General features: G+C 58.5%; 22 protein-coding genes. 10 read left to right on the forward strand and 12 right to left on the reverse strand.

The features are described from left to right. Positions 1-68 precede the first annotated feature (68 nt). Positions 69-1,082 (forward strand): sensor domain-containing diguanylate cyclase, encoded by a 1,014-nt coding sequence (locus H8F22_RS20255; protein ID WP_059182192.1) that lies wholly within the window; start codon positions 69-71, stop codon positions 1,080-1,082. 20 nt (positions 1,083-1,102) lie between these two features. On the opposite strand, the gene msrA is transcribed toward H8F22_RS20255, so the two are convergent. From msrA to msrB, 3 genes are read right to left on the reverse strand one after another with little or no spacing between them, the layout of a single operon-like run. Beyond that, positions 1,103-1,807 (reverse strand): peptide-methionine (S)-S-oxide reductase MsrA, encoded by a 705-nt coding sequence (gene msrA / locus H8F22_RS20260; protein ID WP_027922722.1) that lies wholly within the window; start codon positions 1,805-1,807, stop codon positions 1,103-1,105. Positions 1,808-1,837: 30 nt separating this feature from the next. Beyond that, positions 1,838-3,601, reverse strand: coding sequence for a cytochrome c biogenesis protein DipZ (locus H8F22_RS20265; protein ID WP_194940605.1), 1,764 nt, complete (start codon positions 3,599-3,601; stop codon positions 1,838-1,840). Between the two features lie 43 nt (positions 3,602-3,644). Further along, positions 3,645-4,163 carry a peptide-methionine (R)-S-oxide reductase MsrB gene (gene msrB / locus H8F22_RS20270; protein ID WP_059182190.1) on the reverse strand — a complete coding sequence of 173 codons (519 nt, stop codon included), beginning with the start codon at positions 4,161-4,163 and terminating at the stop codon, positions 3,645-3,647. 152 nt (positions 4,164-4,315) lie between these two features. Between msrB and H8F22_RS20275 the strand changes: the two genes are divergently transcribed. The 4 genes from H8F22_RS20275 (at position 4,316) to H8F22_RS20290 (ending at position 7,968) form a co-directional block, all read left to right on the forward strand. Then, positions 4,316-5,032: a response regulator transcription factor gene (locus tag H8F22_RS20275; RefSeq protein WP_027922719.1), complete on the forward strand. Its 717-nt coding sequence runs from the start codon at positions 4,316-4,318 to the stop codon at positions 5,030-5,032. Continuing rightward, entirely contained in the window at positions 5,029-6,546 is a 1,518-nt protein-coding gene (locus H8F22_RS20280) for a sensor histidine kinase (protein WP_027922718.1), read from the forward strand. Before H8F22_RS20275 ends, H8F22_RS20280 begins: the two co-directional genes overlap by 4 nt. 66 nt (positions 6,547-6,612) lie before the next feature. Continuing rightward, entirely contained in the window at positions 6,613-7,128 is a 516-nt protein-coding gene (locus H8F22_RS20285; protein WP_194940606.1) for a hypothetical protein, read from the forward strand. Between the two features lie 135 nt (positions 7,129-7,263). Continuing rightward, positions 7,264-7,968 carry a hypothetical protein gene (locus H8F22_RS20290; RefSeq protein WP_109787539.1) on the forward strand — a complete coding sequence of 235 codons (705 nt, stop codon included), beginning with the start codon at positions 7,264-7,266 and terminating at the stop codon, positions 7,966-7,968. A 57-nt stretch (positions 7,969-8,025) separates the two neighbouring features. On the opposite strand, the gene H8F22_RS20295 is transcribed toward H8F22_RS20290, so the two are convergent. Beyond that, positions 8,026-8,520 carry a RidA family protein gene (locus H8F22_RS20295; protein ID WP_027922715.1) on the reverse strand — a complete coding sequence of 165 codons (495 nt, stop codon included), beginning with the start codon at positions 8,518-8,520 and terminating at the stop codon, positions 8,026-8,028. 121 nt (positions 8,521-8,641) lie between these two features. Here H8F22_RS20295 and H8F22_RS20300 point away from each other — a divergent pair, with 121 nt between their 5' ends. Beyond that, positions 8,642-10,051, forward strand: coding sequence for an aminotransferase-like domain-containing protein (locus tag H8F22_RS20300; RefSeq protein WP_194940607.1), 1,410 nt, complete (start codon positions 8,642-8,644; stop codon positions 10,049-10,051). An 88-nt stretch (positions 10,052-10,139) separates the two neighbouring features. Here the strand turns inward: H8F22_RS20300 and H8F22_RS20305 are convergent, their stop codons facing one another. The 8 genes from H8F22_RS20305 to hmpA form a co-directional block, all read right to left on the reverse strand. Beyond that, entirely contained in the window at positions 10,140-10,679 is a 540-nt protein-coding gene (locus tag H8F22_RS20305; protein WP_194940608.1) for a hypothetical protein, read from the reverse strand. 190 nt (positions 10,680-10,869) lie between these two features. After that, entirely contained in the window at positions 10,870-11,757 is an 888-nt protein-coding gene (gene cyoE, locus H8F22_RS20310) for a heme o synthase (protein ID WP_027922713.1), read from the reverse strand. 11 nt (positions 11,758-11,768) lie between these two features. Continuing rightward, positions 11,769-12,110 (reverse strand): cytochrome o ubiquinol oxidase subunit IV, encoded by a 342-nt coding sequence (gene cyoD / locus H8F22_RS20315; protein ID WP_027922712.1) that lies wholly within the window; start codon positions 12,108-12,110, stop codon positions 11,769-11,771. Further along, positions 12,110-12,736, reverse strand: a complete 627-nt coding sequence (locus tag H8F22_RS20320; protein WP_027922711.1) for a cytochrome o ubiquinol oxidase subunit III — start codon at positions 12,734-12,736, stop codon at positions 12,110-12,112. Before H8F22_RS20320 ends, cyoD begins: the two co-directional genes overlap by 1 nt. 3 nt (positions 12,737-12,739) lie before the next feature. Continuing rightward, entirely contained in the window at positions 12,740-14,770 is a 2,031-nt protein-coding gene (gene cyoB, locus H8F22_RS20325) for a cytochrome o ubiquinol oxidase subunit I (RefSeq protein ID WP_027922710.1), read from the reverse strand. A gap of 3 nt (positions 14,771-14,773) precedes the next feature. After that, on the reverse strand, positions 14,774-15,718 hold the full coding sequence (gene cyoA, locus H8F22_RS20330) for a ubiquinol oxidase subunit II (RefSeq protein ID WP_027922709.1): 945 nt from the start codon (positions 15,716-15,718) through the stop codon (positions 14,774-14,776). A gap of 817 nt (positions 15,719-16,535) precedes the next feature. Next, the gene (locus H8F22_RS20335) at positions 16,536-17,045 is read right to left on the reverse strand and encodes a disulfide bond formation protein B (protein WP_027922708.1); all 510 of its coding nucleotides are present in this window, start codon (positions 17,043-17,045) and stop codon (positions 16,536-16,538) included. A 206-nt stretch (positions 17,046-17,251) separates the two neighbouring features. Beyond that, positions 17,252-18,433: an NO-inducible flavohemoprotein gene (gene hmpA, locus H8F22_RS20340; RefSeq protein WP_059182187.1), complete on the reverse strand. Its 1,182-nt coding sequence runs from the start codon at positions 18,431-18,433 to the stop codon at positions 17,252-17,254. 148 nt (positions 18,434-18,581) lie between these two features. On the opposite strand from hmpA, the gene norR reads away from it, so the two are divergent. The 4 genes from norR to H8F22_RS20360 all read left to right on the forward strand — a co-directional run bounded on the left by norR (position 18,582) and on the right by H8F22_RS20360 (position 22,173). Next, the gene (norR, locus tag H8F22_RS20345; protein ID WP_194940609.1) at positions 18,582-20,132 is read left to right on the forward strand and encodes a nitric oxide reductase transcriptional regulator NorR; all 1,551 of its coding nucleotides are present in this window, start codon (positions 18,582-18,584) and stop codon (positions 20,130-20,132) included. Positions 20,133-20,398: 266 nt separating this feature from the next. After that, positions 20,399-21,301 (forward strand): chemotaxis protein CheV, encoded by a 903-nt coding sequence (locus H8F22_RS20350; RefSeq protein ID WP_194940610.1) that lies wholly within the window; start codon positions 20,399-20,401, stop codon positions 21,299-21,301. Positions 21,302-21,328: 27 nt separating this feature from the next. Continuing rightward, positions 21,329-21,787 (forward strand): GNAT family N-acetyltransferase, encoded by a 459-nt coding sequence (locus H8F22_RS20355; protein WP_027922704.1) that lies wholly within the window; start codon positions 21,329-21,331, stop codon positions 21,785-21,787. Between the two features lie 59 nt (positions 21,788-21,846). Next, a complete protein-coding gene (locus tag H8F22_RS20360) occupies positions 21,847-22,173 on the forward strand; it encodes a hypothetical protein (protein WP_027922703.1) in 327 nt (108 codons plus the stop codon). The last annotated feature ends 59 nt before the right edge of the window (positions 22,174-22,232 follow it).

A 22,232-nucleotide genomic window follows, 5' to 3' on the forward strand; every position in this document is an offset into this window, starting at 1 on the left:
AATGCGCCATGAACTAATCTCGACCCCCAGGCGAATCAATTGATATTTGCGCGTCAGGGAGAGCGGTGATGGGGGAAGCATCAAATATCACGCCGTTGAAATTCAATGTGTCAGATTTTAGCGAAGACCTGCTCCACACCATTCTGGAGCTGGTCAGCGATGGCATTTGGGACTGGAACGCCAACACCGGTTTTGTTTACCGCAACCCTGGTTGGTACAAGATGCTCGGCTACGAGCCTCATTCCCTGGACAACACCGCGTTGACCTGGGAAAACCTCATCCACCCTGACGATTACCCCCGCGTCATGGCCGTGTTTGATGACTACCTGAAACAGCGCGCCCCCACCTATCAAGCCGAATATCGCTGCCGCATGCTGGACGGCAGCTACACCTGGATCGAAGACCGCGGCTATGTGCTGTCCCGCAATGCCGACGGCACGGTAGCGCGGATGGTCGGCGCGCACCGCAGCATCGACGACAAGCGACGTCTGCTCGAGGAACTGGAGCGACGCGCTCATTCCCTTGAAGCCATCGTTGAAGAGCGCACCCGGGAATTGTCCCGGGTCAATCAGCAGCTGCAGATTCAACTCGAAGAGAACCGCAAACTCGCGGAAACCGACACGCTTACCTCCATCGCCAATCGCTACCTGATGGAAAAAAGCCTGCCTCAGGCATGCGAACGCGCCCAGCGCTTTCGACGTCCCCTGTCCCTGATCGCCATGGACATCGACGATTTCAAGATCATTAACGATCACTACGGCCATGCCTTGGGTGATGCCGCCATCGTGCAGGTGGTCGAGGGCGTGAAGCACTTCGTGCGCGAAGGCGATCTGCTGGCGCGATGGGGCGGTGACGAGTTCATCATGATCCTTCCCGATACCCCGTTGGCTGACGCCAGACTCCTGGCCGAAAAAATCCGCGATGGCCTGTCGAGCCTGCCCCCGGTGGGCGCGTTTCACGTGACCATGAGTTTTGGCGTGGTCCAGCGTTTTGAGGAAGAACAACAGACCGGGTTGCTGGCTCGGGCTGATCAGGCGCTTTATCGGTCGAAGGTGTCGGGCAAGAATATGATTTCGGGGTAACCCCCCGTTATCGCTTCCACTCACATCCCCGCCTTCACCAACACCGGCTTCTCCTGATAACGATCGGGATACAACTGCTTCAACTGCGCCACTTTCGGTAGATCGTTGATCACGATGTACGGATAGGTCGGGTGCTCGGTCAGAAAATCCTGGTGCTCCTCCTCCGCCGGGTAGAAGCCGTTGTAGGTTTCCAGCTTGGTCACTATAGGTTTGTTGAACGAATGAGCAGCGTCTAGCTGGGCAATGTAAGCCTGGGCGACGCGTTGCTGTTCGGTGTTCTCAGTGAAAATCGCCGACCGGTATTGAGTGCCGCTGTCGGGGCCTTGGCGGTTCAGTTCGGTGGGGTTGTGGGCCACCGAAAAATAGATCTGCAGCAGCGTCCCGTAACTGACCTGAGTCGGGTCGAACGTGACCTCGACGGACTCCGCGTGGCCGGTATCGCCCTCGCTGACCCGTTCATATTGGGCGGTGTTGGCCGCACCGCCGGCGTAACCGGAAACCGCTTTCTTCACGCCTTTAATGTGCTGAAAAACGCCTTGGACGCCCCAAAAACACCCGCCGGCAAACACCACTTTTTCGCTGTGGGCCTGGGTCGTTTCATCCAGCGCCGGCGGAGGGATGACGACGGCTTCTTCGGCTCCGAACGAGAACGCCGAGCACTGACTGATAATGCCGGCAGCGGCCATCCCCAACAGGGTGCGGCGCCAGGTGAACAGGGTTTTCATGGAGCAGACTCCTCAACAAATGAAATGACTTCAACCGAACGTAAACGCGTACGCCGAAACACCCGGATCGAGAAACTCGATGCTGAACGTGCGGTCGGTCACGCCGCCGCTCTGGCGTACCAATTGATACAAACGCTGTGAATTCACACGGCCGCTGCCATCGGGTGCCACATCGGTGCCGTGGGCATCGCCTGGGGCTTTGCCGTCAATGAGCACTTTGAATCGCACCGGTTTACCGTCGGCACCGGGGCCCAGTACCAAGTGCAGATCACGGGCATGGAAGCGATAAACGATGCGACTGGCTGGCGCGCTGGAAGTCGCACGCTCTGAACCGACATTCCACTTTCCGTCCAGGCTCCAGTCGTTGAGTGCCAGCTCGGCGGGAGGGCTGTACGCGGCCACTTTGTCAGGCACAAGGCCGGTTTCGGGGACGAAATGCTCCGCCCGCTGGAAACCGACATAGGTTTCCGGTGATTGCACTTCGCTCATGTCCGGCGCGAGTTGAACCCCTGTCGCCTCCGCGTTGATCAAACCGTCCGCGACGTTCACTGTGCCCGCTTCACGCAGCAGTTGCTGGATGACCCTTTCCGATTCGGCGTATTCGCCTTCACCAAAGTGGTGATAACGAATGCGCCCCTGAGCATCGGCAAAGTAGTGAGCCGGCCAGTATTCGTTGTTGAAGGCACGCCAGATCTTGTAGTCGTTATCGATGGCCACGGGGTAGTTGATACCCAGGTCCTTCATGGCCTTGGTGACATTACCGACGTCGCGCTCAAAGGCGAATTCAGGGGCATGGACGCCGATCACCACCAATCCCTGATCGCGATACTTCTCGGCCCAGGCTTTCACATACGGCAAGGTGCGCAGGCAGTTGATGCAGGAGTAAGTCCAGAAATCCACCAACACAACTTTGCCCTTCAAGGCCTGCGCGGTCAGAGGTGGGGAATTGAGCCATTGCACCGCGCCATCCAGCGCTGGGAGATTGCCTTCAATCGGCAACGCGCCCGATGCCTTGTCACTCGCTTTCATCGCGCCACCCGCGGCCATCATCGCCCCGCTGTTGTTCGGCGACTTGCCGGCCAATCGGCCCACCAGGGCTTGCTCGATCCCGCCGGTGGACGCGGTCGAAACCCGTGCCAGAATCCCGGTATCCAACCCCAGGGCAATCGCGGCGACACCCGCCAGCATGGCGGCCCCAAGACCGCGCCGAACCCATTCCCCGGCGCCAATCGAGCGCTTCATTGCCGCGAAGACTTTACCGCCGAGCAGCAGTGCCACGGCGAGCGACGTGGCGGCACCGGCCGCGTACGCCAGCAGCAACAGCGTGGTTTCGATGCTGGCTCCTTGCAGCGCCGCCCCGGTCAGCAACAGACCCAGGATCGGCCCGGCGCAAGGCGCCCAGAGCAAACCCGTGGCGACGCCGATCAGGAACGAAGCGCCGGGACGCGGCCGGGCATCGGCGCCGGCGGCTTCCGACAATCGACTGCCGGCCGCCACCAGTGGTCGAGTCAGACGCTCGGCGAGTCGTGGCAGCAGCAGCGTCAGCCCGAACAGTGCAACGAACAGCAACGCGAGCCAGCGACCGTACTGATTGACTTGCACCACCCAACCGCCGCCCACCGCCGCCAACGTCGCGACCAGGGCGAAGGTCAACGCCATCCCCGCCAACAGCGGCAAGCCACTCTTCATAAACGGCTGCCCGGTTCGCGCGAAGACAAAGGGCAGCACCGGCAGAATGCAGGAGCTGACAATCGTCAGGACACCACCGAGATAAGCGAGAACCAAAAGCCACATAGCGTCGACCTGCATCAAGTGAGTGAAATGAAATGCCCATGAATCAAGCTGCCTGTGGCTCGAACGTCAGCGCCAGACCGTTCATGCAATAACGCAGGCCGGTAGGCTTGGGCCCGTCATCGAAGACATGCCCCAGATGACCGCCACAGCGCCGACAGTGGACTTCTTCACGCAGCACGCCGAAAGACCGGTCCTGACGAGTGGCCACCGCTTTGTCCAGGGGGGCCCAGAAACTCGGCCAGCCGGTGCGACTGTCGAACTTGGTATCGGATGAGAACAGCGGCAGATCACACCCGGCGCAGGCGAAAACGCCCTCGCGATGCTCATTGTTCAACGGGCTGCTGTAGGCCCGCTCGGTGCCCTCTTTACGCAGGATTTCGTACTGCTCGTCACTGAGCATGGCGTGCCATTCGCTGTCGCTGTGGGTCACCTCGAATACCTCCGCGGCACTGGCATCACTGACCAGTGCGGTGCTGGCGGCAAATTTTGGCAACACACCGATCACCAAGGCTGCAGCGCCCAGCCCGCCGCCCGCTACAAGAAACTGTCGCCGTGAAAACATGGCCTTCTCCAAAATTCCCGATGCCTGATAAGGAACACAGCCTAGGCTTGGGTTGATCGCCAAATCCTCACGAGCAGTTAAACAATTCGTGATAACTCGGACTGAGGAAAACCCGCACAATGTGCCCATTGCGCTACAAAGGATTGAGCTTTATGGAACAGACCAAACGCGTCCTGGTGGTCGAGGACGACCTGCACATCGCCGACCTTATCTGCCTGCATCTTCGCGATGAGCAGTTCGAGGTGGTGCACTGCGCCGACGGTGACGAAGGCATGCGCCTGTTGCAGCAAGGAAGCTGGGACGCGTTGATCCTCGACCTGATGCTGCCCGGTGTCGATGGCCTGGAAATCTGCCGTCGGGCACGGGCGATGGCCCGCTACACCCCGATCATCATCACCAGCGCACGCTCCAGCGAAATGCACCGGATCCTGGGGCTGGAACTCGGCGCCGACGATTACCTCGCCAAACCTTTTTCGATGCTGGAACTGGTCGCCCGGGTCAAAGCGCTGCTACGCAGGGTCGACGCCATGGCCCGCAACCTGAAGATGGACTCGGGCAGCCTGATGACGGACGGCTTGTCCATCGACCCGATCACCCGCGACGTTTCGCTCGACGGTCGTCGCCTGGACCTCACGCCACGGGAATTCGACCTGCTGTATTTCTTCGTCCGCCAACCCGGCAAAGTCTTCTCGCGCATGGATTTGCTCAATGCGGTCTGGGGTTACAGCCATGAAGGTTACGAACACACGGTGAACACCCACATCAATCGTCTGCGGGCCAAGATCGAAACCGATCCGGCGCTGCCCGCGCGCATCCTCACGGTGTGGGGGCGTGGCTACAAATTCGCCGTCAAGGAGGAGCAGCCATGAGGCTGACCCTGACACAACGCCTGTCCCTGGTGTTCGCCATTCTCTTGCTGGTGTGCTGCGGCACATCGGCCTGGATGCAGGTGCGCTCCAACAAGATGCATGAGCTGGAAGTAGTGCAGGGGCTGTCGCGCGATCTGGCGCAACACATCGCCCATGACACGGTGCTGATGGACAGCAGCGGCTTGATGCCCAATGCCATTCGTGAACTGTTCAGCAAACTCATGCAGGTCAATCCCAGCGTTGAGGTTTATCTGCTGGACACCGAGGGCAAGATTGTCGGAAGCGCCGCACCGGAGGGACGGATACGTCGGGAGCGGATCGATCTGGCCCCCGTCCAGCGCCTGCTCAAAGGCGATGCCCTGCCGATTCTCGGTGATGACCCGCGCAGCGCCGACGGGCGCAAGGTGTTCAGCGCTGCGCCATTGCAGGTCAACGGCCAGCCCGCCGGTTACCTGTATGTGGTACTGCTCAGCGAAGAACACGACCGCTTCGCCGAACGCGGTGCCACCAGCGCCGCACTCAATACCGCCCTGTTGTCCATCGGTCTGGTGGCATTGCTGTGCCTGATTGCCGGTCTGACGGCATTTGCCCTGATTACCCGACCGCTGCGGCGCTTGACCGAAAGAGTCAGTCAGTTCGACATCGACGGCGTGCCCTCCACACCGCCCACCTCCGAGCCGATGGAAAAAGCCGCCAGTCACGATGAAATCGCCGTGCTGGACGCCGCCTTCCGGCAGATGCAAACCCGCCTCAGTGAACAGTGGCGCTCGCTGACGCGTCAAGACCAGGAACGCCGCGAACTGGTGGCGAACATTTCCCATGACCTGCGAACACCACTGGCCTCGCTGCATGGATACCTGGAAACCCTGTCGCTCAAGGACGCCACGTTATCCCCCGTCGACCGGCGTCGCTATCTGGGCATCGCCCTCGATCAAAGCCGCAAGGTGGGAGGCCTGGCGCAATCGCTGCTGGAACTGGTCAGGCTGGAACACGGTTTTGTGCAACCGGTGCTGGAGCGCTTCTCACTGACCGATCTGGTGCAGGACATTTTCCAGAAATTCGAACTGACCGCCGAAGCGCGCCAGATCGAACTGAAGGCCACTTTCGCCCCTAACGTTTCCGCCGCCTGCGCCGACCTGGGATTGATCGAGCGCGTGCTGACCAACCTGTTCGACAATGCCCTGCGCAACACCCCTCAAGGCGGAGAAATCGAGCTGAGCCTGCGCCCTCAGGGGCCATTTATAGAAGTCACGGTCAGCGACACCGGCCCCGGCATCGCTGCGCCGCTGCGCGAAGGCCTGTTCCTGCGTCCCTTCAACATTGGCGGTGCACGGCGCGATGGCGGGTTGGGGCTGCGCATCGTGCATCGGATCCTGCAGTTACACGGACGTGAGATCCAGCTGATCGATCTGCCCGGACGAGGCGCGACCTTCCGCTTCTCCTTGCCGGTGGATCAGCAAACGGCGGAACAATGGGCGGTTCACTCGATGAACCTGAATTCGATGGGGAAATAGCCGACCGCACCTGCTCCGGTAACGACTATTATCCCGGCACTTGTTTTTCGGCATGGACGCTGCGTGATGCTCAATACCCTGCAACACACCCCGCTGTGGGTTTATGCGGTATTCCTGGTGCTCTGCTACTACGGAATCAAAGCGCTATCCCCGACTGAGGAAAGCAAAACCTCGCTACGCGTGACTCCGCCGATCTTGCTCGGCTGGTCGCTCTATTCACTGAACCTGTCGTTGAACCCCACCGCCTCCCTCGGTTGCTGGTTGATCGCCGTTGTTCTGGGAGGTCTGGCTGCGCTGGTGCTTTTCCAAAGCAGAGGCGTCGAACTCAATAAGCCGAAAACCGGACTGGTCGTGCCGGGAACAGCGAAAACCCTGGTGCTCTACCTGCTGTTTTTTGCCGTGAACTACTACTTCGGCTACCAGGATGATGTTCACCCGGAACAGGCCACCACGCTTGAGATGTTACTGCTCAAGGCCTCCGCATCCGGGTTTGTCTGCGGATTGATCAGTGGTCGCTCTTTGCAGTTTTATCGGGCGCTATCAGCGCTTCAGTCACAACGACCGCAAATGGCCATCGACTGAGGCCTTCTCGCAAAAATCATGACCAACCGCCTGTTCATCCGTGACAACTCGGCGTGGGTCCAATAGATTAGGCGACCTGAAAAGGCCCTGTGCTTTCTCGCCTCAATTCAAGTTAAAAGAAGTAGTGAAATTTCAATGTCCGATTCCAACACCGCTGAATCCGTAGTCACCCTGTCGTCCAAAGCGGAATACGAAAACTCCATCAATCTTTCACAGCATGTGCCTCAGGCCAAGACCATCAGCGAGATGGTCCTGGACGCTTTTCAATCCACCCGGGAAAGCGACCAGATCCGCGAACTGCGCGCCGCAATTCGCCAGGCACACGACAGCTTCGACGACGATAAAGCCTATGAACTGATGGGCGAACTCAAACAACTCAAGGACGCGGAAGCGGCCGACATTGCCGCTCTCGAAGACCTGAGCAGCAAATTCCCGATCAGCCGGATTCTCTCCAGCTTCAAGGATGACCCGGCGTTTCAGGAAATCGTCTACGGCCTCGCGCTGAAAGTGTTGAACCAGACTCACCAGGCCATCAGCAACCCAAGCAGTGGCAAAAGCAAAGTGGCTCGCGCCAAGAAAGACCTCGAAGTGTTCACCATCAGCAAGGACGGCATCAACGTCACCCTGCCACTGCGCACCCCGCGTTCAAGCCTGAACGTTGACCGCAAAGCGTTGGAGTTCCTCGGCTTTACCTTCGTCGGCGAAGGCGACGACGCCGTGATTGAAAGCGAGACGTTCCTGGATAACGCCGGTGTGGAACAAGCGGTCAACCGCAAGAACATCATCACCGCTCTGCAGCAGCAAACCGCATTCGACGGCTACAGCATCGCCGCGCAGTAACACGGCCCAACCCAAAAGCCCCGCCCTTGCAGCGGGGCTTTTTATTGCCTGCAAAAATCAGGAAATCGAAGGATGCAGCGCCGCAATCATGTCCACTTCCACCGGCGCGTTTTTCGGCAACTGATAAACACCGACCGTCGTGCGCGTATGTTTGCCAGCATCGCCCAACACTTGGGTGAAGACATCCGACGCGCCGTTGGCCACCTCACTGAGGTCGACGAAATCGAACGTGGATTTCACATAAACGGTGACACGAAGCAGGGCCTTGACGTTATCCAGTGAGCCGACGGCCTCGCGGATCAATGCCAGACCGCGTATCGCGCTGATGCTCGCGGCCTCTTGGGCATCGGCCAAATTAAGCTCCAGGCCCACCCGGCCCGGGTACTGGATTTTGCCGTTCATGCGCGGCACCAGGCCACTGACATACAGCTCATCGACATGCCGAAGCAGTGGCGCGTAATGCCCCCCGGCCGCGTTCTCGTCGTAGATATCGAAGCCATGCTCTTTCGCCATCTCGAGGAAACGTTCGTCGCGGGTTGTTTGCCTAATCATCTACTGAGCCCTCTTGATCCACCATACAAACGCGATTTTGATGGTAGAGACAGACGCTTCTCTTGATCAGGGCAAGTTCGTATAGAATCCAGCGAACTTTACTGCCAGGGAGACCAGTAAAATGCAGGCTCAACGCGCTGTGATCGCCGCCATCGAGTTCCAGCCGGGGGTGCCGCTGGTGCAGCAGATTGTCGATCAGCTGTCCGAAGCCATCAGCCAGGGAGGCCTGCCGCACGGGGCCAAGTTGCCGCCGATTCGCGAACTCTCCGAATTGATGAACGTCGGAAAATCCACCGTGGTGGACGCCCTCGACCGATTGCGGGCCAAGGGACTGGTGGTCTCACGCCAGGGCTCGGGGCATTACGTCCACCGGGCAAGCACTCAGCCCCCAACCGCTACTGCCCCAGACCTGCAACCGCAAGACACCCTCAGCCGTGTCCGCCGTGCGATTCTTGTGGATAACGACGCTCTACGTCCCGGTTGTGGATTTCTACCCGGCTCGTGGTTACCGGCGGATGAACTGCTCAAAGCCGTGCGCGGCACCCTTCGTGCGACATCGCTGCGCATGGGCGAATACGGTGAGGTCGGCGGTTACCGGCCGCTGCGCGAGGCATTGCGGGTCAAGTTGTCGGGCTTCGGCATCGAAGTGCCGGTGGAACAAATCATCACCACCGCCAACACCATGCAGGCCATCGACCAACTGATGCGCCTGTTGATAAAACCCGGCGATACGGTGCTGCTCGACGATCCGTGCTACTTCAACCTGCACACCAATCTGGCGTTGCACGGCGCCAAGGTCCTCACCGTTCCCCGCGATTGCAGCGGGCTGGATCTGGAGACGTTCGAGCACCTGCTGATCGTCCACCGCCCCGTGCTCTATATGACCAACAGCACCTTGCATAACCCGACCGGGCACTCGTTTTCGGCGGCGCAGGTGTATCGCCTGCTGGAGTTGAGTCACCGCTACGGTTTTCACATTGTTGAAGATGACCTGTACGGCGATCTCCAGCAACGACGCACCCCGCGCCTGGCCGCCAGCGGGCTCGACAATGTCAGTTACGTGTCCGGTTTCTCCAAGACCCTGACGGCCAATAGCCGGGTCAGCTACGCAGTGCTCTCGCCGCAACTGGCCGCACGGTTGATCCGCTTGAAGATGAGCTGCGGCGGCGTGACTTCAGAGTTGGCGGAACAAATTATCTGCACGATGCTCACCAACGGCACTTACGCCAAACACACCCGCCGCACCGTCGATCGCCTCTACGAATCGAGCAGCCGCGTGGCGCGCTGGCTGGTAGAGGCCGGATGCTCGGTGTCTTCGCTGCCGGGCGAAGGCCTGTTCATCTGGAACCGTTTGCCCGAAGGATTGCACGCCGAGACGCTGGCCAGTAAAGGCCTTGAAAACGACCTCGTCCTGGCACCCGGCACGTTGTTGAGCAAAGCGGCTGATGCCAACAGCTTCCTGCGCTTCAACGTCGCGCACAGCGATAGCCCGCAGGTGCGGGAGGGGTTTTTGCGATTGCTTGATAGCTGAGTTTTTCTGATAAACCGAGTCGCGGCCCACCAGAAAAGCCCCAACAAAAAGCCCCGCTCTTCTCTCGAAGGCGGGGCTTTGCTTTATATTATGGCAACAAGTTCTCCATTGATGAAAAAGACGTCGCCAAGTTTCTATATATCAACTCATCATCTTTATCAATATCCTTATCACCGTCCGCATCTATTGTATCTATGACAGTTCGATATCTTCCATACGAATCGCGATTTGACGCCTTAACAATAAAATCAGGATTTTTGAGATCTCTATTACCTTTTTTGTAATGCATAATATTGACGTCTTGCTCACTATGATCAGAAAATGCAATCAAAACCCGATCAAACAGTCTATTACTCTCATCCATTGGACTTAGGGTGGCCATCTCTGCCACCAGCCTGGCTGCGATCATGTAGTAGGATTGGTCGTCTTCATCATGATCACCATCTCCATCCGCATCGTTCGTAGCGGAAGTGATGTCATACTTCCAATCATCATTGGAAGAATATATTGTAATCCTGGTATTTGGATTATCCAGGCTGTAATTTCCTTCGTCATAACGAGACATTACAACTTCTGGTTTCCCGGCGCCGTCCGTATTTATGAATTCATAAAGTTGTTTATATTTCATATCAACACCTCAGCTTTCCATGTGATTTGTAAATACCCTCCTTTAAAAAATACTCCGCCCCACCGTACCTATCTACTGTCAAAGCTGACAGGTGGTTATCTAACCAGGAACACGATCAACGCATCAATGCAGCAACAAAAAGCCCCGCACTTCTCTCGAAGGCGGGGCTTTTGTTTACAGCATCCGACGCTTAAGGCGCGTACGTCAGCAGCAGCTCGGTCGGCACTTTGAAGTCCAGGGACATCATCACGCTCAACGCGGTAATGGTGAAGATCGAGAACACGAACAGCTTGCGTGCCCAGACCGTGTCATCCACTGCCTTGTAACCGGTCCAGGCCATGTACAACCAGTACATGCCCATGGCCGCGGCGACGGCGAGGTAGCTCATGCCGGCGTAGCCGCTGAAGGTCAGCATCAAGGTCGCCACAAGGAAGGCCAGGATGTAGATCAGGATGTGCTTCTTGGCCACCTGGATTCCGCGCTTCACTGGCAGCACCGGAATCGATGCGGCCAGGTAATCGTTGAAGCGGAAAATCGCGATGGCGTAGGAATGCGGCATCTGCCACAGGCTGAACATCACCAGCAACGTCAGTGCGGCCATGTCGAAGCTGTTGGTCACAGCGACGTAGCCAATCACCGGCGGCATGGCGCCCGACAGACTGCCCACCAGCGTGCCGTGAACCGACTTGCGCTTGAGGTACAGGCTGTAGAAGCCGACGTAGATGACGAAACCGATCACGGCGAACAGCGCGGCCAACGGGTTAGCCACCTTGTACAACAACGCAACGCCGGCAACACCCAGGACGGTCGCAAAGGCCAGGGCCAGTTTCAGGGAAATCAAGCCCTGGACCAGCACGCGGTTCTTGGTGCGTTCCATCTTCAGGTCGATGTCGCGGTCGATGCAGTTGTTGAACACGCAACCGGAAGCCACCACCAGGGACGTGCCGATCATGGCGGCCAGGAAGATGGCCAGATCGACATGCCCTTTCGAGGCCAGGAAAAATCCGCCTGCCACAGAAAGCACGTTACCGAAAATGATCCCCGGTTTGGTGATTTGGATAAAGTGCTTAAAGGACATCCGGACTTTCCTCAGTGCGCCATCATGACGGTGTGGATGCTGAACATGATCCACAGCGACAGGCCTACCAACAGGACGATTACCAATGCAGCGAAGACAAACGCGATCACGTTGTTACGCTGGGCAGCGGAGCGGTCCAGGTGGAGGAAGTACACCAGGTGCACGAGCACCTGGATCACGGCGAAGGCCAGTACGATCCACAGGGTCATGGCTTTCGGCAGCGACGGGTACATCACCAGGCCGAAAGGAATGATCGTCAGGATCACCGACAGGATGAAACCGATGGCATAGGACTTGACGCTGCCGTGGCTGTCGTCGTGGCCGTGGCCATCGTGGGAGTGTGCATTAGCCATTACAGGGTCCCCATCAGGTAAACAACGGTGAATACGCAGATCCACACCACGTCCAGGAAGTGCCAGAACAGGCTCAGGCAGCTCAGACGGGTCTTGTTGGTCGCCGTCAGGCCGTTTTTCTGGACCTGATACATCATGATCGCCATCCAGATCAGACCGCTGGTCACGTGCAGACCGTGGGTGCCGACCAGGGTGAAGAACCCGGACAGGAAGCCGCTGCGGTTAGGACCGTAGCCTTCGGAGATCAGCATGTGGAACTCGTTGATCTCCATGCCGATGAAGCCCAGGCCGAACAGGAAGGTGATGGCCAACCAGCCCAGTACCGCCTTCTTGTTGCCCTTGAACAACGCCAGCATGGCGAAGCCGTAGGTGATCGAACTGAACAACAGGCAGGCGGTTTCGCCCAGCACGTATGGCAGCTCGAAGATGTCGTGGCCCGACGGGCCACCCGCTACGTTATTAACCAGTACCGCGTACACCGCGAAGATCGACGCAAACAGAATGCAGTCGGTCATCAGGTAGAGCCAGAAACCGAATACGGTCATCTCGCCCGAGTCGTGGTGATGGTCATCGTGCCCATGTCCATCGACATGGGTGTGTCCAGCATTGGTCACTAAGTTCGACATGGTTTAAGCCTGTTCCAACGAGGTTTCAACACGGGTGGCAGTGGCCGGGATTTTCCCTGCGGCTACCAGACGTTTGCGCTGCTCGGCTTCGGTGCGCTCGATCACGTCGACCGGCACCATGTAGCCCTGGTCATCACGGGCAGCGTGGATCACGAAGTAGATCACGGCGCCGGCGAGGCCGAAGATGGCCATCCACCAGATGTGCCAGATCATCGCGAAACCGAACACGGTCAACAGAGCACCCATGACCAGGCCGGTCGCGGTGTTGTTTGGCATGTGGATCGGCTCGTACTTGACCGGAGTCTGGTACGCAGTACCGTCTTCCTTGGCTTCAGTGAACGGGTCGATGCAGTCGGCTTTTGGCAGTACGGCAAAGTTGTAGAACGGTGGTGGCGACGAGGTCGACCATTCCAGCGTGTGGGCATTCCACGGGTCACCGTGTTCGCACATGTTTTCCGGCTTCTTACGGTCACGAACACTGACGTAGAGCTGGATCAACTGGCAGGCGATACCGCAGGCGATCATGACCGCACCGAACATGGCCACGTACAGGTACGGCACCCACTCAGGGTTGGTGGTGGCGTTCAGACGACGGGTCATGCCCATGAAGCCCAGAGCATAGAGCGGCATGAACGCGACGAAGAAGCCCGAGATCCAGAACCAGAATGCTGCCTTGCCCCAACCTTCGTGCAGCTTGAAGCCGAACGCTTTAGGGAAGTAGAAGCCGAAACCAGCGATGTAGCCGAACACGGCGCCGCCGATGATCACGTTGTGGAAGTGAGCAATTACAAACAGGCTGTTGTGCAGGACAAAGTCAGCACCCGGAATGGCCAGCAGTACGCCGGTCATGCCGCCGATCGCGAAGGTCACCATGAAGCCCAGGGTCCACAGAACCTGGCTGGTCATGCGCAGACGGCCCTGGTAGATGGTGAACAGCCAGTTGAATAGCTTCACCCCCGTCGGGATCGAGATCAGCATCGTCGCCAGACCGAAGAAGGCGTTGACGTTGGCACCCGAACCCATGGTGAAGAAGTGGTGCAGCCAAACCATGAAGCCCAGGATCGAGATCGCGCCCGAGGCGTAGATCATCGAGTGGTGGCCGAACAGTTTCTTGCCGGAGAACGCCGAGATGACTTCGGAGAAGATCCCGAACGCCGGCAGAATCAGGATGTAAACCTCGGGGTGACCCCACGCCCAGAACAGGTTGACGTACATCATCGGATTGCCACCAAGTTCATTGGTGAAAATGTGGAAATCCATGTAACGGTCAAGCGTCAGCAGTGCCAGGGTAGCGGTCAGGATCGGGAAGGAAGCGACGATCAGAACGTTGGCCCAGGTGCAGGTCCAGGTGAAGATCGGCATGTCCATCAGTTTCATGCCCGGGGTACGCATTTTCAGCACGGTGGCCAGGAAGTTGACCCCGGTTAACGTCGTACCTAGCCCGGATAGCTGTAGCGCCCAGATGTAGTAGTCCACGCCCACGCCAGGGCTGTAGCCCAGTTCCGACAGCGGTGGATACGCCACCCAACCGGTACGGGCGAATTCGCCGACACCCAGGGACACGTTCACCAGCACGACGCCAGACATCAGCAGCCAGAAGCTCAGGGAGTTCAGGAACGGGTAGGCAACGTCACGCGCGCCGATCTGCAGCGGCACTGCAAGGTTCATCAGGCCGGTGAAGAATGGCATCGCCATGAAGATGATCATGATCACACCGTGAGCGGTGAAGATCTGGTCATAGTGCTCAGGCGGCAGGTAGCCCGGCGAGCCTTCGGTGGACAGGGCCAACTGGGTACGCATCATGATGGCGTCGGCAAAACCGCGCAGCAGCATGACCATGGCGACGATGATGTACATCACGCCGATTTTCTTGTGGTCGACCGAAGTCAGCCATTCGGACCACAGGTAGGTCCACTTCTTGAAATAGGTGATTGCAGCGAACACGCCCAGACCGCCGAGCGCGATCATGGCGATGGTCACCATCACGATCGGTTCGTGGAACGGGACCGCTTCCCAACTTAATTTACCAAACATCGTTTACTCCTCTGCCCCGGCAGCTGAATGCGAACTCATGTCCATCCCTTCCATCTGGGCCACTTCTTTCTCTTTCTTCTCGTGGTCCACTTTCGGACCTGGTTTCATGCCTTCGTACTTGTCGACGATGGTCTGGAACAGGTTCGGCGTGAACGAGGAGTAGAGCGCTACTGGATTGTTCTGGCTTGGTTTGGAAAGGGCTTCGTATTCAGCTTTTTCAAGCTGTTTAGGTGCCTTCTTGACATCACTGACCCAGGCATCGAAGTCCGCCTGAGAGGTGGCGATTGCTTTGAACTTCATGCCGGTGAAACCCGCGCCGCTGTAGTTGGCGGAGATCCCGTCGAATTCAGCGTTCTGGTTGGCGATCAGGTGCAGCTTGGTCTGCATGCCCGCCATCGCGTAGATCTGACCGCCCAGGCCCGGAATGAAGAACGAGTTCATCACGGTGTCGGAAGTGATCTGGAAATTGATCGGCGTGTTGGCCGGGAAGACGATCTTGTTGACCGTGGCAATCCCTTGTTCCGGATAGATGAACAGCCACTTCCAGTCCATCGATACCACTTGAATGGTGATCGGCTTGACGTCGGATTCCAGTGGTTTGTACGGGTCCAGAGCGTGGGTCGACTTGTAGGTGACATAACCCAGGGCAATGATGATCAGCACTGGAATAGCCCACACCGCGATTTCAATCTTGGTGGAGTGCGACCACTTCGGCGTGTAGACGGCGTCGGTGTTGGAGGCGCGATATTTCCAGGCGAACAGGAAGGTCATGACGATGACCGGTACCACGACAAGAAGCATCAGCAGCGTTGCGGTGATGATCAGGTTTCGCTCGTCCAGGCCAACCTGGCCCTTGGGATCGAGCAAGGTCATGTTGCAGCCTGACAGCAACAATGTGCCAATCAGCGGCAATAAGCCTAGTAGTCTGGGGTACCTGTTTTTACTCATCTCACGACCTCTAAAGCAGCTTGCGCAATGCAGTTGGGTTTTGATCGCCAACACTTCACCCTGCCAAGGGTTGGCATTTTTCTTGGATTGAATAAGGGCCGCCCGTCGCGCGTCAGACGCTGCTCGACAAATCCTGGGACAGCGGTAAGTTCTTATTCGAATTCGTGGTCAAAGGCCTTGTTACAGACCAATTCCATTTGGTGCGGATAGTTGGAAGGCTCCGACACCTGGGAGTCGCATGAGGCGTTCAAGCCTCTCGACGCCCTACTTTCTGCTCATGATGAGCAGTGCCGGGAATTCAGTGCGGGCGATTGTAGATATGTAACGATTCATAAACCATGTCTCATCCCGAAATAATTTTTATCCATTCCAGCAACAATCATTAACGGATTTCGCAAAAGTCCGGCATGGTATCGAAATTGATTCTCAACAAAAACACTAAAAATAGTAGGTCTACCGAGCGCAGTTCAGACAGCTTCGGGGTGACTGCGCCCTCCCCCTACCCTGCTCAACCCCCTATGTGACAAGGGCTTTGGCAATTTGCCAGACCCTGTTAAAACTGCCTGTTCCAGCATTTCCGGGGTCAGATGATGTGCCGCGGCAACAGACCAATTTTGTTGCCCGCCCCCATGCCAATTCAGCCCCTTGAAATGCCTTGCGACACTCGCGCTGTGACAACATGTCGCACACGTGCCGCACCGTTGCTTGTCGCGCATCAAGGTCTTTTTACCTGGCCTCTGAAAATGCAAAACGCCCCGGCCCCCTCAACGAGGGCCGGGGCGTTTTTATGGATGACGCAGCAGTGCGGCGAACCGCCTCAGCGCAGCGCTTTACGGTTACGCGAAGTGAGCAACGGCACCAGAATCACGATCAGCACGAACGCTAACAGCGCCCATTGCGCCAGCGACAGACCGAGGATCGGCGGGTACGGCGTGGAGCAGAAGCCATCCACCTGGAAGCCCAGCGGGAAGATCTTCGCCAGCGGCAGACCATCGACAATCGGCTGCAGCACATCGATGCCGCAACTGACCGCAGGGTAGAACTGGGTGTAGACGTGATGCCCGGCCACCGCTGTGCCTGCCAGGGCACTGATGACCACCAGCGTCTCGAACACGGTAATGCTGCGACGGGTACGCGTGGCCGCGCCGATGAAGGCAAACACCGCGATAAACAACAACGCATAGCGCTGGAGAATGCACAGCGGGCATGGCGCCTCGCCCAACACAATTTGCATGTACAGCGCGCCGCCGATCAGCGCCAGGCAGATGATGCCCAGTAACACCAGATAGCGCCGTTCGCGCCCCAATCGCATTGTTTCCTCGCTCATCGCGTTTCCCTTTTAGATAGCAGTTGCCGCCAGTCTACACGCAGGCTCGGAGGTTTGAGAGCCTGGCGCGTGCCGGTGGATTGGGGGGAATAAACGATAGGCCGGTTAAGAAGGGATTAACTTTTCTGACTGTCATCAAGAATTGAGACCGTGGTGCGGCCTGCTCGCGAAGAAGGCGACTCGGTCTCCCGAGTCGCCACATACAGTTACTCCAACGCCGAAGCCGGCCCAAAGAACTCATAACGGCTCTGCTTCTCCGGAACCCCCAACGCCTTGAGGTGGCGCTTGATCGCCGCCATGAACCCCTTAGGCCCCAGGAAATAAGCATCCAGGTCACGCTGCTCGGGCAACCACTCGCCCAACTGCTCGCGGCTCAACAACCCGACCTTGTCCGCCGCCGGACTCACACCGTCATCCTCGGCGTAGCAATAGAAGCGCTTGAGTTGCGGATGACGCTCAGCCAACCCATCGATCCAGTCGCGAAAGGCATGCACGCTGCCGTTACGCGCGCAGTGGATAAAATGCACCGGGCGCTCGGTGGCCAGCGCGGCTTCGAGCATCGCCAGTGTCGGAGTAATGCCGACACCGCCGCTGATCAGCACCAGCGGTTTGTCGCTGGCCGTCAGGGTGAATTCACCTGATGGCGGGAACAACTGGATGCTCGCCCCGACATGCAACTGATCGTGCAAATGGTTGGACGCCCGCCCACCGGTTTCACGCTTGACGCTGATGCGGTACTCGCCCTTGTTTGCCAGCGCCGACAGTGAGTAGTTGCGACGGATCTCTTCGCCGTCGAGGATCAGTTTCATGCCGATGTACTGGCCAGGCTCTGCCTCAAGAATCGGGCCTTTGTCGGCAGGTTCGAAGTAGAACGAGGTGATTTCCGCGCTTTCTTCAACCTTGGCCGTGACGATGAATTCCCGCGCCCCGCGCCAGCCGCCGGGCGCCTGTTCCTTCTGATCGTAGATGCTGGTTTCGGCACCGATCAGAATCTCGGCGAGTTGCCCATAAGCAGCGCCCCAGGCCGCGATGACTTCAGGGGTGGCGATTTCTTCGCCCAGCACTTCGGCGATGGCACGCAGCAGGCAGGTGCCGACAATCGGATAGTGTTCCGGCAGGATTTGCAGGGCCACGTGCTTGTTGATGATCTTGGCCACCAGGTCGCCCAACTGGTCGAGCTGGTCGATGTGCCGTGCGTACATCAAGACACCGTTGGCCAACGCACGCGGCTGATCACCGCTGGCCTGGTGGGCCTGGTTGAACAGCGGGCGGACTTCCGGGTATTCGGAGAGCATCATGCGGTAGAAGTGAGTAATCAGCGCTTCGCCGCCGCTTTCCAGCAACGGTACAGTGGATTTGACGATGGCACGGTCTTGAACGCTCAGCATAAGGACGACTCCGGAGCTTGATGTGTATTTCCTTAGACTTATCAGTTTCCGTGCCAAGTAATAAAACCATATAAATCAATAGTTTAAGAACATCGTAGTCATATCGACACACACTGTTTTATAGTCATGTCGACTACACGGAGTCACTATGACTGCAAAATCCCTGCTCACCGCCCTGCTGCCCCTGGTCTCCGACCTGTCCCGCGAACTGCCCGAAGGCGAGCGTTATCGACGCTTGCTCGAAGCCATGCGCGCCCTGCTCCCCTGCGATGCCGCGGCCCTGCTGCGCCTTGATGGCGAATGGTTGGTGCCGCTGGCCGTCGATGGCTTGAGCACGGACACCCTGGGCCGGCGCTTCAAAATCAGCGAGCACCCGCGATTCGAGGCTTTGCTGAGCAGCCACGGCCCGACCCGTTTTGCGGCCGACAGCGACTTGCCCGACCCTTACGACGGACTGGTCGAGGGTCTCGACGATCATCTGGAAGTCCATGACTGCATGGGTTGCCCGCTGTTCATCGACGAGCGCCCATGGGGTTTGCTGACCCTCGACGCCCTCGACCCGGAGCAATTCGAACCGATCGAACTGGATGCCCTGCAAGCCTTTGCCAGCCTCGCTGCGGCCACAGTCAACGCTGCCGAGCGCATTGAGCGCCTGGCCAACCGCGTCGAAGACGAGCACCAGCGCGCCGAGGTTTACCGTCAGGCCAGCGGTCAGCAGAACCGCGAGTTGATCGGCCAGAGCAAGTCCCACAAACGCTTGGTGGAAGAGATCAACCTGGTGGGTGGCAGCGACCTGACCGTGCTGATCACCGGCGAAACCGGGGTCGGCAAGGAACTGGTCGCGCAGGCGATTCACGCCGCCTCTGCCCGCGCCGACAAACCGATCATCAGCCTCAACTGTGCGGCACTGCCCGACACCTTGGTCGAAAGCGAATTGTTCGGCCATGTGCGCGGCGCGTTCACCGGCGCGATGAATGATCGTCGCGGCAAGTTCGAACTGGCCAATGGCGGCACGCTGTTTCTCGATGAGGTCGGTGAACTCTCACTGACGGTGCAGGCCAAGCTGTTGCGCGTCCTCCAAAGCGGCCAGTTGCAGCGCCTCGGCTCGGACAAGGAACACACAGTGGACGTGCGCCTGATCGCGGCGACCAACCGTGACCTGGCCGAAGAAGTGCGCAACGGTCGCTACCGTGCCGACTTCTACCATCGCTTGAGCGTTTACCCGTTGTTAGTCCCGGCACTGCGCGATCGCGGGCGGGATGTATTGCTGCTCAGCGGCTTCTTCCTGGAGCAAAATCGTTCACGCATGGGCCTCAACAGCCTGCGTTTGAACAGCGACGCCCAGGCGGCCTTGCTGGCCTACAACTGGCCGGGGAATGTGCGGGAGCTGGAGCATTTGATTGGTCGCAGCGCGCTTAAAGCGCTGGGTAATTGCAAGGATCGACCGAAGATTCTCAGCCTGAGTGCGGCGGATCTGGATTTGCCCAATGGCCGCATCGAAGTGGTCGCCGAGCAACCGGCGGCGGCCCCAATGGCATTGGTGTCGGGGGATTTGCGAGAGGCTACCGAAAATTATCAGCGCCAATTGATCAGCGCTTGCCTGGAACGGCACCACGACAACTGGGCAAGCGCGGCGCGCGAGTTGGGCCTGGATCGGGCGAACCTCGGGAGGATGGCCAAGCGCCTAGGGATGAAATAACCCCCCCACTGTGGCGAGGGAGCTTGCTCCCGCTCGGCTGCGAAGCAGCCGCAAAACCTGAAAATGCGGATAGTCTGATAACACACATCACCTGATCGGGAGTGCTTCGCACTCCAGCGGGAGCAAGCTCCCTCGCCACAGGGTTCGCCGTTGGGCCGGGAATGGGTATTTAGCCTAAAGCCTGCCCCCAACAAGTCGATAACCCGGCATCAATAGTTTTTGGCGACTTTTTACTCGCCCATCACCTTTTTCCACAGAAGGTTTTTATGTCCACCACCAAAGCCCGCGCAGATTCACTTTCGCTTTTGCTGTTTACCTTGCGCAGCGGCAAGCTGATGGCGATCAACCTGCTCAAAGTCAGCGAAATCATCCCCTGCCCGCCGCTGACCCGGCTGCCGGAGTCGCATCCTCACGTTAAAGGCATCGCCACCCTGCGCGGCGCTTCGTTGTCAGTAATCGACCTGAGCCGTGCCATCGGCGAACGCCCGCTGGAAGACCCGAACGGTGGCTGCCTGATCGTCACCGACGTCAGTCGCTCCAAGCAGGGCCTGCATGTTCAGGCCGTGAGCAAGATCGTCCACTGCCTCACCACCGACATCCGCCCGCCACCCTTTGGTTCCGGCGGCGTGCGCTCGTACATCACCGGCGTGACCTCGGTCGACGGCACGCTGGTGCAAGTGCTGGACATCGAAAAAGTCATCCACGGCATCGCCCCGGCACAGATCGAAACGGCCCCCACCGAACTGAGCATGGAAGACGCTGAAGTACTGGGCAGCGCACGCATTCTGGTGGTCGATGACAGCCAGGTCGCCCTGCAACAATCCGTGCATACCCTGCGCAACCTCGGCCTGCAATGCCACACCGCCCGCAGCGCCAAGGAAGCCATCGACTGCCTGCTGGACCTGCAAGGCACGGCGCAGCAGATCAACCTGATCGTCTCGGACATCGAAATGTCGGAGATGGACGGCTACGCGTTCACCCGCACCCTGCGCGAGACGCCGGACTTCTCGCACCTTTATGTGCTGCTGCACACATCGCTGGACAGCGCGATGAACAGTGAGAAAGCGCGTCTGGCCGGGGCCAACGCGGTGCTGACCAAGTTCTCTTCGCCCGAACTGACCAAATGCCTGATCGAGGCGGCCCGGGCTGTCGCTGAACAAGGTCATTAAGAGGTGGCCGAGCACTTTTGCTATTTGATGCGGCGCAACCTCGCCGAGGCTGTGCCGGTGATCACCTGGCCTGAAGGCATCGTCCTCAGCCAATACCGCCCTGAATTGGCAGTCGCCGTTCATCACTTGATGGAACAGGGTTACCAGGACGGTGGCGGCCGCGTCCCGATACTGGAGGTGTGGCAGCAGCGGTTTGAAACCGATCCCGAATACGATCCAGCCCTGTGTTTCATTGCGCTGGATGCCGACGGCATCGTCGGTGTATGCCAGTGCTGGACCAGCGCCTACATCAAGAACCTGGTGGTCCACCCGCGGGCGCAACGCCTCGGGCTGGGCCGCGCCTTGTTGCTGCAGGCGTTTCACGTGTTTCAGCAACGTCGGGAAGGGTTTGTCGATTTGAAGGTGTTGGAAGACAACCTTCGGGCGCAGCGATTGTACGAAAGCGCCGGGATGTATGTGGTCCGCCGGGAGCCGGTTCCCGTCTGACCCGCATCATCAGACCTTAAGGCATACTCGGCCATACAAACCCAATGGATGCCCGACCAATGAAAGCCGCCACCCTGACCTTCCTCTGCCTCACCGCCCTCGCCTCCCAGGCCCACGCCTCCAGCCCCGACGCCTGGGCCGCCTACGACAAAGCCGTCCTCACCAGTTGCACCAAAGCCAGCGGCCTGAAAAACGCCAAGCCCGTCGGCAACCCTGCGCAATTCGATGACCGGGTCGACTACACCGCCCTCCTGCTGCAAGGCCAATACCCGCAAAAACACATGAAAGGCCAGCAAGGCACCGAGCTGTGCCTCTACAACAAGAAGACAAAAACCGCCTATGTGACCGAGTGGGACTCCGTTCACCCGACCGCCAAGTCCCAGTGAATGGCGCATAACTTGCTTCATCGCTGAGCAGTGCGGTGACATTCTGTCGCCGTTTCTTG

Origin of the sequence: Pseudomonas mucoides, from assembly GCF_015461845.1 — a bacterium.
Taxonomy (GTDB): domain Bacteria; phylum Pseudomonadota; class Gammaproteobacteria; order Pseudomonadales; family Pseudomonadaceae; genus Aquipseudomonas; species Aquipseudomonas mucoides.